This window comes from Ruegeria sp. AI2 (assembly GCF_056541275.1).
In genome coordinates this window covers 481092-496007 of the sequence record NZ_JBQFYB010000001.1, presented here as the reverse complement: position 1 = coordinate 496007, position 14916 = coordinate 481092, and the positions used below count along the sequence as shown (strand labels likewise).

At 60.8% G+C, this 14916-nt stretch carries 12 protein-coding genes; 2 read left to right on the top strand and 10 right to left on the bottom strand.

The window, feature by feature from the left end:
- Positions 1-76: 76 nt before the first annotated feature.
- Positions 77-979: a DMT family transporter gene (locus ACR0LL_RS02460; protein WP_480537588.1), complete on the top strand. Its 903-nt coding sequence runs from the start codon at positions 77-79 to the stop codon at positions 977-979.
- Here ACR0LL_RS02460 and glmM read toward each other — a convergent pair.
- The 9 genes from glmM to ACR0LL_RS02415 all read right to left on the bottom strand — a co-directional run bounded on the left by glmM (position 976) and on the right by ACR0LL_RS02415 (position 13248).
- A complete protein-coding gene (glmM, locus tag ACR0LL_RS02455) occupies positions 976-2319 on the bottom strand; it encodes a phosphoglucosamine mutase (RefSeq protein WP_480481419.1) in 1344 nt (447 codons plus the stop codon). The genes ACR0LL_RS02460 and glmM overlap by 4 nt on opposite strands.
- 33 nt (positions 2320-2352) lie before the next feature.
- Positions 2353-3351, bottom strand: coding sequence for a dihydropteroate synthase (folP, locus tag ACR0LL_RS02450; RefSeq protein ID WP_480583628.1), 999 nt, complete (start codon positions 3349-3351; stop codon positions 2353-2355).
- Positions 3348-4268, bottom strand: coding sequence for a dihydroneopterin aldolase (locus ACR0LL_RS02445; RefSeq protein WP_480583625.1), 921 nt, complete (start codon positions 4266-4268; stop codon positions 3348-3350). The genes folP and ACR0LL_RS02445 overlap by 4 nt, the downstream gene beginning before the upstream one ends.
- Before the next feature lie 100 nt (positions 4269-4368).
- Positions 4369-5742 (bottom strand): multicopper oxidase family protein, encoded by a 1374-nt coding sequence (locus ACR0LL_RS02440; protein ID WP_480583622.1) that lies wholly within the window; start codon positions 5740-5742, stop codon positions 4369-4371.
- A 73-nt stretch (positions 5743-5815) separates the two neighbouring features.
- A complete protein-coding gene (locus tag ACR0LL_RS02435; protein ID WP_267363369.1) occupies positions 5816-6457 on the bottom strand; it encodes a cell wall hydrolase in 642 nt (213 codons plus the stop codon).
- 187 nt (positions 6458-6644) lie between these two features.
- Positions 6645-9185: a putative PEP-binding protein gene (locus ACR0LL_RS02430; protein ID WP_480585240.1), complete on the bottom strand. Its 2541-nt coding sequence runs from the start codon at positions 9183-9185 to the stop codon at positions 6645-6647.
- An 89-nt stretch (positions 9186-9274) separates the two neighbouring features.
- A complete protein-coding gene (gene glyS, locus ACR0LL_RS02425; protein WP_480583619.1) occupies positions 9275-11494 on the bottom strand; it encodes a glycine--tRNA ligase subunit beta in 2220 nt (739 codons plus the stop codon).
- Between the two features lie 9 nt (positions 11495-11503).
- A complete protein-coding gene (gene gltS / locus ACR0LL_RS02420; protein WP_480583616.1) occupies positions 11504-12751 on the bottom strand; it encodes a sodium/glutamate symporter in 1248 nt (415 codons plus the stop codon).
- A complete protein-coding gene (locus ACR0LL_RS02415; protein WP_267363363.1) occupies positions 12727-13248 on the bottom strand; it encodes a DUF6446 family protein in 522 nt (173 codons plus the stop codon). The genes gltS and ACR0LL_RS02415 overlap by 25 nt, the downstream gene beginning before the upstream one ends.
- Positions 13249-13326: 78 nt before the next feature.
- Between ACR0LL_RS02415 and ACR0LL_RS02410 the strand changes: the two genes are divergently transcribed.
- A complete protein-coding gene (locus ACR0LL_RS02410; RefSeq protein ID WP_480583613.1) occupies positions 13327-13959 on the top strand; it encodes a MarC family protein in 633 nt (210 codons plus the stop codon).
- A gap of 5 nt (positions 13960-13964) precedes the next feature.
- On the opposite strand, the gene ACR0LL_RS02405 is transcribed toward ACR0LL_RS02410, so the two are convergent.
- Entirely contained in the window at positions 13965-14897 is a 933-nt protein-coding gene (locus tag ACR0LL_RS02405; RefSeq protein ID WP_480583610.1) for a glycine--tRNA ligase subunit alpha, read from the bottom strand.
- Positions 14898-14916 lie beyond the last annotated feature (19 nt).

The following is a 14916-nucleotide window of genomic DNA, read 5'->3' as shown; positions in this document are numbered from 1 at the left end:
CTTACGGTAAGTGAAAGCTAACGTTAAGTCAAGATCAGCCCGTGACACCGGCGCGCACGCGGGATAAGGGGATGGAATGGTTGAACAACCCACGAAACAGGACTGGAGCGGCGTTTTCACGCTGGGGCTTATTTGGGGCGGCACATTCATGGTCGTCGCGATGGCTTTGGAAGGCTATGGCCCGATTACCGTGGCGACATCGCGCACCACATTGGGGGCAGTGACATTGCTTGTCCTGATGCGGATTACCGGGCGCCGCATGCCGGTACTGACACCCGCGCTGACAACGTCTATCCTGCTGATTGGCGTGTTGTCGACTGCGGTGCCTTTCATGCTGCTTAGCTGGGGGCAGCAATATGTGCCCTCGGCCTTTGCAGGGTTGTCCATGGCTGCAATTCCGCTGATGGTGCTGCCGCTGGCGCATTTCTTTTCCGATGAGCCGCTGAACCTGCGTCGGTTTCTGGGCGTGTGCCTTGGGTTTTCCGGCGCATTGGTCCTGATCGGACCCGGTCTGGCAAAGCTGGGTCAAGGGACCGAGCCACTGGCGCAGCTGGCCTGTGTCTCGGCCGCCCTTTGCTATGCCTCGACATCGATCCTGACGCGGCGCTGCCCGCCGGTCGAGCCGCTGGCGCTGGCCGCGCTGACCCTGCTGGTCGGCGCTGTTCTGCTGGTGCCCATCATGCTGCTGGTCGAAGGTGTCCCTACTTGGCAGGGTAACCGCCCGTCGCTGGCCCTGATCGTGCTTGGCCTGATCCCCACAGCATTCGCCAATTTGCTGCGGGTTTCGATCACCCGCAGCGCCGGATCGGTGTTTTTGACACTGGTGAATTATCAGGTGCCGATCTGGTCGATGGTGTTCGGGGCCTGGATCCTGTCCGAGGCCCTGCCCCTGCGATTCTACGTCGCCCTGGCCCTGATCCTGACGGGCATGGCCATCAGCCAGTGGTTCAGCCTGCGCAGAGTTCTGTTCGGGCGCTAGCCTGCGGCGGCTTCGACCTCGGCCACGATACTGTCGACGACCTGGACCAGCAGCGCGTCATCCTCGCATTCGGCCATAACGCGGATCAGCGGCTCGGTGCCGGATTTGCGGATCAGCAACCGGCCCTGCCCGTTCAGCCGCGCCTCGGCATCGGCAATGGCAGCTTTAACGCTTTGAACTTCAAGCGGAGTTTGACCGTTGGCATAGCGGACGTTCTTCAACAGTTGCGGCACGGTTTCGAACTGCTTGGACAGGTCCGAGGCTTTGCGACCGGACAGAACCATCTCGGCCAGGAAATGCAGACCGGCCATCAGGCCATCGCCGGTGGTGGCATAATCGCTCATCACGATATGACCGGATTGTTCACCGCCCAGGTTGAAGCCACCTTCGCGCATACGCTCGACCACATAGCGGTCGCCGACCGCCGTGCGTTCCAGTCGCATACCGTGTGACGAGAGGTGCCGTTCAAGCCCCAGATTGGACATCACGGTGGCCACAAGCGCATCGCCTTTCAACTGCCCGGATTTTTTCCAGGCCGTCGCCAGCAGCGCCATAAGCTGATCGCCATCAGCGACCTGACCGGTTTCGTCGACGATAACGACCCGATCCGCGTCGCCGTCCAGACAGACACCAACGTCAGCGCCATGCGCCACTACGGTTTCGGCAGCCAGTTGCGGCTTGGTCGATCCGCAGTTGAGGTTGATGTTCTTTCCGTTGGGCGCAATGCCAACCGGGATCACGTCTGCGCCCAGTTCCCAAAGAACCTCGGGCGCGGTGCGGTGGGCGGCGCCATTGGCACAGTCGATCACCACCTTGAGGCCATCCAGACGCACATCGCGCGGCAGCGAGGATTTCACACGCTCGCCATATCTGAACCGGGCGTCATCAACACGGCGCGCCCGTCCGATGTTCTGGGCCTGAGCAGGCCGGACACCTTCGTCGATCAGCTTTTCGATGTCTATCTCGGCCTGATCGGACAGTTTATAGCCGTCGGGACCAAAGAATTTGATGCCGTTGTCCTCTGCCGGGTTGTGGCTGGCCGAGATCATGACACCCAGATCGGCCCGCATCGAGCGCGTCATCAGACCCACCGCAGGCGTGGGGACAGGCCCCAGCAACAGCACATTCATTCCCGTCGACGTCAAACCGGCGGTCAGCGCGTTTTCCAGCATATAGCCGGACAGGCGCGTGTCCTTGCCGATGACGACCCGGTGCACACCGGTCGCATCACGCCGGAAATAGCGCCCCACCGCAGCCCCGATCCGCAACGCCATTTCCGCCGTCATCGGATGCGTGTTGGCCGTGCCCCGCACCCCGTCGGTTCCGAACAGCTTGCGCATTGGTGTCACTCCGTGATTTTCCGTGAGACCGGATTACCGGACAGCGGCCCATAGGCGCAAGGCCTGAGCAGTCTCGGCGACGTCGTGAACGCGAATGATCTGCACGCCCTGGGACAATCCGGCCAAAGCCACGGCAATTGAACCCGGAGCGCGGGCAGTCTTGTCCGGTTCCCGTCCAATTGTTCCGATAAAGCCCTTGCGGGACACGCCCAGCAGGATCGGACAGCCAAGCCCGTGAAACAGGCTGAGATTGCGCAGCAAGGTCAGGTTATGGTCCTCGGTCTTGCCGAAACCGATGCCCGGATCGACGATGATCAGGTCGCGCCGAAGCCCCAGGCTTTCCAGCAGAGTGATCTGGGTTTCGAGGAAGTCGTAAACATCCAGCAACACGTTGTCGTAGCTGGGGTTTTCCTGCATCGTGGCCGGATCACCCTGCATATGCATAACGCAGACCGGTGTGCCCTTGGCGGCGCAAAACGGTGCCAGTTCGGGATCGAACGTGAACCCCGAGACATCGTTGACCAGCCCTGCGCCCGCCGCACACGCCGCTGTGGCGACGCTGGCTTTGCGGGTGTCGATTGAAATCAGGGCATCTGTTTGCGCGCGAATCGCCTCGATCACCGGGCGGGTGCGGGCAATTTCCTGATCTGCCGGAATGAAATCCGCACCCGGGCGCGTTGATTCCCCGCCGACATCCAGAATGGTGGCCCCATGCGCCACCATCCGGGCGGCGGCATCGCGGGCGGCCTCGACCGAGCTGTGAACGCCCCCGTCCGAGAAACTGTCAGGCGTGGTGTTGAGAATGCCCATGATATGCGGCACCTGCATATCCAGCCCGGCGATGGGTGCGCGCGGGCCGGTCAAGCGCGCCAGCGCCCCACCGGGAATGTCCGATGCCGCCATGATCTGCGGAGCGGTATCGCGCCCAAGCGCTTCGACATGGGTAAACCACAGGGGTTGACCGGCCAGAGAGTACGCGCCAGCGGGTCGGGTCTGGCCGTGCTGAACCAGCGGTCTGAAATAGATGCTCACAATTGGGCCTGATCCACGGCCACAGCCCGCAGCGGGGTTTTGGGCGATTTCGGCAATTCGCCGCCGATGACCATCATCTCACTGGCTTCAAAGGTCGCGGCAAACCATGCGGCCAAAGCCACGGCGTCGGATGGCGCGGCAGAAGGACCATCCACCGCGTCCAGAACGATCTTGGACGGGGCCCAGACACAGATCTGGCCGTTCTTCATGGCCCAGTCCAGTTCCGTCCGGGTTGAAACCACCTTGCAGCGGTGATCGCGTGCGGCCAGAACCCACGCGTTTTGCTCGATCGCAAGCAGGTCAATCCGGCGCTGTGTCATCGCGTGGCCGGTTTGCGGCGCAGCCAGGTCTGACGCCCCCACACACAGGATCAGCGGGCGTTGGCGGTTCTGCAACTGGTCGATCCACCCGGTCAGATTGTCCGAGGCGATGGCGTCATTCGACAGGTAGACCAGACGGGGATGCGGGCGGTCTTCCTCGGTCACATCGTGATGAACCGAGTCTTTCCCGCGTACGATCTCAACCCCAAGAGCGCCCGGACCGCGATCCAGTTTTTCGATGCGAACAAAGACCCTTACAGCCTGAGGTTCATGCAAGATACGTTCAGCCACACGCTCGGCCAGGGTTTCAAGCAGGTTCAGACGCTCGGCCGCGAGCTCATAGGCAATGGATTCCGTTACCCGGTCATAAGACAAGATGCGATCCACATCGTCGTCAATCGGGTCGGTCAGAGGCCGGACTTCGACCACGATGTTGAAACAGATCCGCTGGGTTGTTCCCCGCTCGGCCTGAAACGCACCGATTTCAACCTCGACAATATGGTCGCGCAGAGAAATGCGGTCCAGCGGCCCTCGGGGCGAGGTCGCCTCGGACCGTTCGGACGGGTGCGCAAATGCCAGTCGGATTTCAGAACTCATGGGTCCGGCCTTTTCGGCTTGTTGCAGGGCTTGCCCACTATAGGCGTTGCAAGGGCCTATAACATTCAAACAAACGCCATTCCAACCGCCGAATGCGGCGTCATGTGACGCGAAACCAGCTCATCATACCCGAAGCGGCATGTCCCAGCATATGGCAATGCAACAGCCAGTCTCCCGGATTATCCGTGACCAGCGCGATCTGGCGGGTTTGTCCGCGATCAACCAAAACAGTGTCGCGCCACGGGCCAAGCGATCCGTCCGGCTGGATCAGTCGGAAGTGGTGGCCGTGCAAATGCATGGCATGTGGAAAGACTGTTTCATTGACAAACTCAATCCTGTAAAGGCCGCCGGTCCGGGCGTCCAGAAACGGGTCGGACGGGCGTTCCGCATAACCGTTCAGGGCCCAGAACCGGCCCAACTGCGCCAATTCCTGGCCTGACAATTCAGTGTCCCCGATCCGGGCGTTGTCCAGCCAGCGCATCGCCCCGCCTTGCAGGGACATCCGGTGCAATGGTGCGGATGAGATATCCTCGATGACTGGCAAAGGGTTGGGCGGCAACGCTGCCACGCCTTGTCGTGGCGCGGGTGCGAGAGGTTCGTCGACATCGAACCTAACGATGCCAAAGGCACCGTCGCGTTCAACACTCACCAGACTTGCCGTATCGCCCGCAGCCACGACATCCACAACCAGATCGATACGTTGTGCGGGGGCGATTGGGAAAGCCCCCGACAATGGGATCGGCGTTCCCAGTGGCATACCGTCAAGGGCGACAATCCAACCAGACAACCCGTCGAGATCCAGGTCAAAAATCCGCGCGTTGGAGGCGTTGATCAGGCGCAGCCGGAGACGGTCGTTCCGTCGCGCCTGAACACGCGGGTCAAGGGATCCGTTGACAGTGATGATATTCCCCAGCCGACCAGCGTGGCTGAGGTCATGGCCATTGTCGAAATCATCCGTGATCTGGGCGGTTTCCGGATCAAGCAGCCAGTCGTCCAGCATCAGCACCAGATCCTGATCCACATCGGGGGCCGCGGTTTCTTCGACGATCAGCGGCCCGTAAAGCCCGCGCGCAACCTGTTCCATCGACTGGTTATGCGCATGGTACCAATAGGTCCCTGCATCGGGAACGGAGAAAGAGTAATCAAAGCTTGCGCCCGTCTCGACAGCGTCCTGCGTCAGGCCCGGTACGCCGTCCATGGCGTTCTCGATGCGAATACCGTGCCAATGGACCGACGTGGCTTGCGGAAGCTGGTTCATCAGGGTGCGCTGGATGCGATCGCCCTGCCTGACGCGCAGTTCAACGCCGGGGACAGACCCGTCATATGTCCAGACTGCCGTTTCAGGATAACTTGCCGGCGCGATCGGGTGTTTGGCTACACGCGCATTAAGCGGTGCAAAACCCGCGCTGGCCACACGCGGCATCAGCAATGCTGCAGCGGCGGATTGCAAAAGGTGTCTGCGGTTCAAAATCATCACGGGTCTCCTGGCCCGCAATATAGGATGCAACCTGCCCCGCGCCAGCAAGCTTCCAGCGCGGGTGCGTCAATCAGTTGCTCGCTGTCCGGTAGTTGTGGCGGTAAAAAACATGCACGCCGATTTTCGCCGTCTGTTTGTAGACCCGCGACCAGGATGGGCGAACCGACGTCGTGTGATAATGTGTTGCCCCTTCGGTCAACTCATCCGCCACGCCATCAATGGCAGCCCGCGCGACTTTCGCCACACGCTCATACGCCTTTTTCTCGTGGATGACTTCCTTGCGGCCATCGCAGGTGTATGTGAACTGGCACTGGTATTTCTTGCCGGTCCCCTGATGGATCACCCCGCACAGGGAATCCGGGAAACGGCTGCTTTTGACCCGGTTCAGGATCACCTCGGCAACCGCGAACTGGCCGCGCACGCTTTCGCCGCGCGCCTCGAAGTACAGGGCTTCGGACAGGCATTCCCAGTTTTCGCCGCCCGTGGCCTTTGGTTGCTGGTCAAGCCAGTCTTTGGAGAAGGACACTTCGACAGGTTCAGCCGCCTTGCGGGGCTGGAACAGCTTGAAATAGTCCCGAAAACTTTGCGCTGGCAGCTCGCTGCGGGCGACAAGTTCTTGTTTTGCAGTATCAGTCGCTTCCTTCTCGGCGAAGGACGCACTCGGCAGCACGGTTGCCGCCACTGCGGCAACAGCCAATATGTAACGTAGCATCAGATAACCTCGCACAGGCACATCACGCGCCTTACCCTCCCCCGGCGGGCGCGACGAGGCTGATACCCCAGACCGAGGCAAAGGTCCAGTATCTTGAAAAAAGCAAGTGGAAAATCGCCCGTAGCGAAAATATTTTTCGCCTACGAGTGACCGAATAACCCACTATTCCTTGGGGTTCAGCGCAGTGTCAACCCCCAAGTCTGGAGGAAATCGCCAGTTGAGCGGCAGCCAGCCGAGCGACCGGAACCCGGAACGGTGAGCACGACACATAGTCGAATCCAAGATCACGGCAGATGGCGATTGATTCGGGGTTTCCACCGTGTTCGCCACAGACCGAAAGGGTCACATCCGGCTTCGCGGCACGTCCGCGTTCCGCCCCGAGTTTCAGCAGCTCGCCCACCCCGTCCGGATCAAGGACGTGGAACGGATCTTCGGTAAAGACCCCCTGCCGCACGTAAGCGGACATGAAACGACCGGCATCGTCGCGGGACAGGCCGTAGGTCATCTGCGTCAGGTCGTTTGTACCAAAACTCATGAAGGCGGTCTGCGGCGCGATCTCTTCCGCGCGCAGACAGGCGCGTGGTGTTTCGACCATGACGCCCAGCCGATATTCGAACTTCTGCCCGCGTTCCGATTCAACGGCGGCGGCGACCGAGTCGATGCGGGATTTGACCAGTTCAACCTCGCGCTTGGCGGATACCAGCGGGATCATCACTTCGGGCACCACCGGGGCACCGTTTTTTCGGGCCTCAAGTGTGGCTTCGAAGATCGCGCGCGCCTGCATGTCGTAGATCTCGGGCACGGTGACACCCAGACGAACGCCGCGCAGACCCAGCATGGGGTTGTATTCGGTCATCGCCTCAACCCGGCGTTCGACGTCGGACACGGGCAGGTCCAGCGCCTCAGCTAGTTCCCGTTGCCCGGTGCGCGTTGTCGGCAGGAATTCATGTAAGGGTGGATCGAACAGGCGGATGCAGACAGGCTGGCCTTCCATGATCCTGAACAGCTGAACAAAATCCTCGCGCTGCATCGGAAGTAGGCGTTCCAGCACTGCCGCCCTGCCCGCCGAGGTTTGCGCAAAGATCATTTCGCGCATCACAATCAGACGGCCGGGATCAAAGAACATATGTTCGGTCCGGCACAGACCGATCCCCTGAGCCTGAAAGTTCCGGGCCGTCTGCGCATCAGCCGGTGTGTCGGCATTGGCGCGGATGTCGATGTCACGCTCGGCATCGGCCCAGCCCATCAGCGTCTGGAAGCAGTCATCCAACGCGGCCTCGAGCATGGCGGGCTGACCGGCCAGCACCTGACCCGAGCTGCCGTCAATGGTGACAATATCGCCGGTTTTAAATACCCGCCCATCCGGTGCGGTCAGCATCTTGTCTTTCGTCTGAAACCGCATTTCCGAGGCCCCGACGATACAGGGCAGACCCAATCCGCGCCCGATCACGGCCGCGTGGCTGGTCATGCCGCCCTTTTCCGTCAGAACCGCAACAGCGGCGTGCATCCCGCGCACATCCTCGGGCGAGGTTTCCCGGCGCACCAGAACACACGCCTCGCCACGGGCGGCGCTGGCCTGTGCTTCGGCCGAGGTGAACACGATCTTGCCGGTCGAGGCACCGGGGCTGGCACCAATGGCGGTGGTCAGCACGTCACGGCGCGCATCAGGATGGACCTGACGGTGCAGAAGTTCGTTCAGCGCGTGCGGATCGACACGCATCACCGCCTCTTGCGGCGGTATGATACCGTCTTCGGCAAGACGTACGGCAATGCGCATGGCCGCGCGAGCCGATCGCTGCACCCGGACGCCATCCAGAATATGCACAGTGCCATCCTGAATGACGAATTCGACCTGCATTTCTTCGCGCAGTTTCTCGCGCATCAGGGCGGCATGCGTTTTGACATCGGCAAAAGCATTGGGCGCGACCTCTTCCAGCGAGGGGCCGCGCGGGTCTTTTTCCAGAAACAGGGCGGCCACATCTTTGCCCAACGCATCGCGTCCCTGACTCTGGCTGAGGTAGCGACCGGTGATCTGTGGCATACCGGTTGTGGAATCAACCAGTTGCAGAACGCCCGATCCGCATTCCCCTTTCCCGACGCCGGGGATCATCTCTTGAATGACCAACCCAAGCCCGGCATCAGCAGGTGCCCCCTTGGCCTGCCGCAGCAAGCGCGCGGACGTCCCGTCCCATGCACGTGCCATCGAGCGCAGAACGCCGATCAGCTGTTCGCCCCTGTCCTGCGGAAAGACCTCGTCGGTTTCATCCTCGTAGGCGCGCAGCGAATGACGCAGCCCCTCGCGGCCATCTGCGTCGATGTCATCAAACACATCCGCATCCAGCCGCGCCACGTGGATCGCATAGCTTTGAACGAACCTCAGATACAGGGCTGCGGCGGCCTCGGCCCCCATGGTGTCGGACAGGTCGACATAACGGGCATCGTTCATTCCGATATTGAGAACCGCGCCGGGACCACCCCAATCGGGGTCTTCGGAACTGGGCCGGACGCATAGCAACGAGGTCGGATCGAACTGTTCGAGGATCGCCGCAATATCCGGGGCTGTCCCTTCAGCGATCTGGTGAACGGCATCAAATGACAACGCAACGGTTCGGGGCACCGGCAGGTCCAGCCGGACTAGACGTTGCAAGCATTTGGCCCGCCCGCCATGCCTATGGGCGGTGACAGGCGCGTCGGATGTAATGAGCGTCGTATTCGGATTATTCTGCACTGCAGCACCTTTTGGTTTGCGTGCAGCATAAGCGCTTGCGCCCTTCACGCAAGTGCGTTGTGGGCGCGCCTGCCAGCGCGCCCGGTCGTTTACCCTTCGATCCGGGTCAGATCGGCCACGCTGGAGCAGATCTGCCGGATCTGGCTGAGCAGGTTCAGCCGGTTGCGGCGAACAATATCATTTTCGGTGTTGACCTGCACATCCTCAAAGAACGCATCCACCGGTCCGCGCAGCCCCGCCATGGCGGCCATGGCCGTGGGGAAATCTTCGGATGTCAGCGCGGGTTCGATTTGCGCCTGTGCTGCCTCCAAGGCCGCAAACAATGCCTTTTCGCTGTCTGTTTCGGCGAATTTCACATCCGCACCGTAGGAATATTCCACCCCGTCCTTTTCCTCGGCCTGGGTCAGGATGTTGTTGGCGCGCTTGAAGCCCTGCACGAGGTTTTCGCCATCTTCAGTCGCGATCACCGCGTTCAGCGCGCGGGCGCGTTTGACCAGCAGATTGAGGTCATCATTGCCGTCCATCGCGATACAGGCGTCAATGACGTCGTGACGGATGCCTTCGTCGCGGAGGAAGACCTTGAGGCGGTCGTGGAAGAAGGAAAGGAGATCATCGGATGCGTCGGGGATCTTCTTTTCAAGGCTCAGGAAATCGGCGCCCGACACTTCGCCCAGCCTTTCCTTGACAGTCTGGAAGGCTGCGCCAAACACGCCGTGATCTGCGATTTCATCCAAAAGTTCGTCAACGTTTTCCGCCGCCAGCGCCTCGTTTGCAGCGCTTTCAGCACGCAGTAGCTGTCCGTCGAAAAACCGATCCAGATGCAGGCGCAGGTCATTGTCGAGCACCAACCGGATAACCCCCAGTGCCGCACGGCGCAGGGCAAACGGGTCTTTCGAGCCGGTAGGCTTTTCATCAATCGCCCAGAACCCCGCCAGTGTGTCCAGCTTGTCGGCCAATGCAACGGTCACCGACAGCGGAGCCGTGGGCACATCATCCGACGGCCCCAAAGGCGAGTAGTGCTCTTGCGCGACAGCGGCCACGGCGGCATCTTCGCCTGCCGCTTCGATGTAATACCGCCCCATAAGGCCCTGAAGCTCGGGAAATTCGTAGACCATTTCCGAGCTGAGGTCGGCCTTGGCCAGGCGCGCGGATTTTTCAGCCTGATCGGCATCAGCTCCAGTCACTGGTGCCAGTTCGCGGGCCAGGGCGGCGATGCGCCCGATCCGGTCGGCCTGCGTTCCCAGTTTGTTGTGGAAGGTGACGTTTTCCAGCGCGCGGGTCCATTGTGCAATGTCCGATTTGGCAATGCGCAGGTCATTTTCCCAAAAGAACTTGGCATCGGCCAGACGGGCCGACAGCACTTTCTGATTGCCCGCCAGAATGGTCGCGCCATTGTCAGCGGTTTCGCGGTTCGCAACAGTGACGAACCGTTCAATCCGGCCCGTTTTGGGATTGCGGACCGAGAAGAACTTTTGGTGTTCTTTCATCGAGGTTTGCAGCACCTCGGGTGGCAGGTCGAGGAATTCGTCGTCGATCCGCCCCATCAGGACAACCGGCCATTCGACCAGACCAGCGACCTCGGCCAGCAGGCCCTGATCTTCGACCAGTTCAAGACCGGCGGCAAAGGCCATGTTCTGGGCGTCGTTCCAGATGTGCCGGGCGCGTTCCTCGGGGGACAGGACGACAAAAGCCCGCTTCAGCTTGGCCGCGTAATCGTCGAAGGACGTGACCGAAAACCGGTTGGGCGCCATAAAGCGGTGGCCTGCTGTGGTGTCGCCGGACGAAATGCCATCGACATCCATTGGCACGACCTGCGCCCCGGCCTCATCCGTCAGAATGCACAGGATCGAATGCAGCGGACGCACCCAGCGCAAGCTGCCACTGCCCCAGCGCATGGACTTAGGCCAAGGGAAATTGCGGATGGTGGTTTCGAGCACTTCGGCAATGATCTCGGCCGCGGGGCGACCAGCCTTTTCGATGGTGGCGAAATAGATGGCCCCCTTGGGGGTTTCGCGTTCTTCCAGCTGATCACGGGTCAGGCCCGCGCCGCGCAGAAACCCTTCGATTGCTTTATCAGGCGCGCCGACCTTTGGACCCTTGCGTTCTTCCCGGATGGTGGGGCTTTTCGCCAGCAGCCCCTCGACCGCCAGCGTCAGGCGGCGGGGCGTGGTCAGGGCGGCGGCGTTTGCATAGGTCAGACCGGCCTCGACCAGACCATCGGTAATCCGCTTTTTCAGATCCTCGCCGGCACGGGCTTGCATCCGTGCGGGGATCTCTTCGGAGAACAGTTCGATCAGCAGGTCGGGCATTGTCGGTCCTTAGAAATTGACGATCGTCTGAATGACGATGGCATTGGCGATATCCACAAAGAAGGCGGATACAAGGGGCAGCACGATAAAGGCAATAGGCGATGGGCCATATCGCTTGGTCACGGCTGTCATATTTGCGATAGCGGTGGGTGTGGCCCCCAACGCAAAGCCGCCAAACCCGGCGGCCAGTACTGCGGCGCGATAGTTGGACCCCATGACCGGGAACAGCACCCAGAGGACGAACAGCACCGCGAACACCGTCTGCGCTGTCATGATCACGGCAATGGCCATGCCCAGCTGCGCGATGGTCCAGAGTTGCAGGCTCATCAGTGACATGGCCAGAAACGCGCCCAGCGCAAATTCCGAAATCAGCGCCAGCGACGGTGTGCGCGACACTTTCGGAGCATCGGGAAACAGCGCGTCCCTCAGATTGGCGATCACGATGCCCATGATCAGGCAGGGCACGAACAGCGGCAGTTTCAGCCCGGCGGCGGCAATTGATTCATTCAGCGCATATCCCGAGATGATCGCCAGGTTCAGGTGCAGCAGGACGCGCATGACGGTCAGATGATCGATGTTTGCGGTGTGCCCGTCATGCTCATCCGGCAATCCGATGCTGTGTTCCTCGTCGGGGCGGTCAGGCTTCAGGCCGCGCCGTTCGACCAGCAGGCGCGCAATCGGGCCGCCAACCAGCGCCGCAAGCACCAATCCAAGGGTGGCGACGGCCACACCCAGTTCGGTCGCGCCGTCAAGCCCCGTTGCCTGCGCCACGTCCGGCGCCCATGCGATTGCCGTACCGTGCCCACCGATCAGAGCGGCCGATCCGAACAACACACCGGCCTGTGCGGGATAGCCGAAGATCGCCGCCCCAGCCGCGCCAATCACATTCTGAAAGACAATCGTCGCCAGAGTGAGAATCAAAAGCAAGATTAACGGCTTACCGCCCGCAATGAGGTCAGACAGACGGGCGTTCAGGCCGATCCCGGCAAAAAACAGGACCAGCAGGAAATCGCGGGCAGTCAGGCCAAAGGACAGTTCGATCCCGAAGACCAGATAGAGCATCAGAACCACCAGCGAGGCCAGCAGGCCCCCTGTCACGGGTTCGGGGATGTTGAAATTGCGCAGGGTTGTCACACGTGCGTTGATCTCGGCCCCGATCAGATAGACCGCAAACCCCAGAGTGGCCGTCAGGAAATCGGGGATTTCTATGACATGGCCCACGGTCTGCTCCTTCAGTTTTCCGGGCGCGGCGGACATTCCTCGCCCACGACGGTACCGTCATAGGCTTTTTCACCGCAATTGTTCAACGCGTGCCAGACATAGCCCTTACCATCTTCGGTGATCGCCACGATCCGGTCGACGCCGAAATGGATGTTCTTCACCCCCATGAACGCCCGCGCCTGCCCGGATTCAAGCGCTTCCGCCAAAGACACCGCATCGTAGCATTCAAACCATCCCGGTGCGGTCAGGGGTTCGGAGTTTTCGACAGGCACGTATCCAGCCATCTGGTCCGGCGACAATTCGGTTTCGAAACAGGCGCGATACCGGATCGGAGAGCTGTCGGCGTCGATTGCCTGAAACCCGGAATAGGCGATGGGTTCCGGCACACCGCCTGCATCCGTCATCAGGGCAACGTCCTGCCCCGGTTGCGGTTCGACCTCATAATAATAGCCGTAGACCTGTAGATAATACATGCCGAGGCCTGCCACGATGGCCGACAGCAGCAGAAGAATTGCCAGCAGTTTTCCCGTCATCTTTCAGGCCGCCTCTTTCAAGTTCTTGTAAAATAGGACAGGTTTCATCGGGGAACAGGCAGAAACGAGGTCTACACGATGGAATCCACCCTTGCCGTCGGATTTTTCGGCGCATTGTTTGCGATCATGAACCCGGTCACCAACCTGCCCGTGTTTCTGAGCGTCACTCAGGACCTGTCTGCCGCCGAACAGCGCAAGATAGCGGTCAAAACCGTGATCTACTGCCTGATCCTTGGCGGTGCCTTTGCCCTGGTCGGCAGTCAGGCGCTTGGCCTTTTTGGCATCAGCGTCAATCATCTGCGCGTCGCCGGTGGTCTGGTTGTCATGATGATCGGTCTGAACATGCTGAACGGACACGAAAGCACCTCTCATCACGGGACGAAGGGGGAGAAGGACGCTTACCCCGAACCCGACACCGTCGCCTTTTATCCGCTGGCCTTTCCCATTCTGGTCGGCCCCGGCACCATCACCACGCTGATCCTGTATGCGCACCAGATCAAGAAGCCCGCAGAAGCCTTTGTTTATGCAGGTGTATTCCTTGCCGTTGTTGGCCTGCTTCTGATCACGTTCTGGAACGCGGCCTGGCTGGCCCAACGCCTGTCCGACACCGCGCGCGTGATCATGAGCCGCTTTATGGGGATGATTCTTGCGGCTATCGCCGTCAGCATGATTGCGGACGGCCTGAAAGCCCTGTTGCCGGGGCTGGCCTGATCGCCTCATCCGGCGCTGAACCCGGCGGCCTCGGTCTGCACAAAGGCATCCGCGCATTGCTTGGCCAGCGCCCGCACGCGTCCGATATAGGCCTGTCGTTCGGTGACCGAGATCACGCCCCGCGCATCCAGCAGGTTGAAGATGTGTGACGCCTTGATGCATTGGTCATAAGCCGGGTGCGCCATGATGATGCGCTTGCCGGTTTTCGGATCGTCATGCGCCTGCGCCAGGATAGTGGCGCATTCAGCCTCGGCCTCTTCGAAATGGCGTAGCAGAACCTCGGTATTGGCCACATCAAAATTCCAGCGGGCGTATTCCTCTTCCGTCTGTTTGAAGATATCGCCGTATTTCAGCGCGCTGGGCGATTGCGGATCGTTGAACGGCATGTCCATCACGTGGTCGATGCCCAGCACATACATGGCCAGACGCTCGAGACCATAAGTCAGCTCGCCCGAGACAGGCGTGCAGTCATGGCCGCCGACCTGCTGGAAATAGGTGAACTGGCTGACTTCCATTCCGTCACACCAAACCTCCCAGCCAAGCCCCCATGCGCCCAGTGTGGGGCTTTCCCAGTCGTCTTCGACAAAGCGGATATCATGCAGGTCCATGTCGATGCCGATGGCCTGAAGGCTGCCCAGATACAGCTCCTGCAAATCCGGAGGGCTGGGTTTGATCAGCACCTGATACTGGTAGTAATGCTGAAGCCGGTTCGGGTTTTCGCCATAACGCCCATCCGTGGGACGGCGCGACGGCTGAACATAGGCTGCGGCCCATGCCTTGGACCCCAGCGCCCGCAAGGTGGTTGCGGGATGGAACGTCCCTGCCCCGACCTCCATGTCATAGGGTTGCAGAATCGCACAGCCTTTCGAGGCCCAGTAGGACTGAAGCCTGAGGATGATTTCCTGAAATGAACGCGGTGCGCTGGTCGGTTCGGTCATGACATTCCCTCTGGGCGTC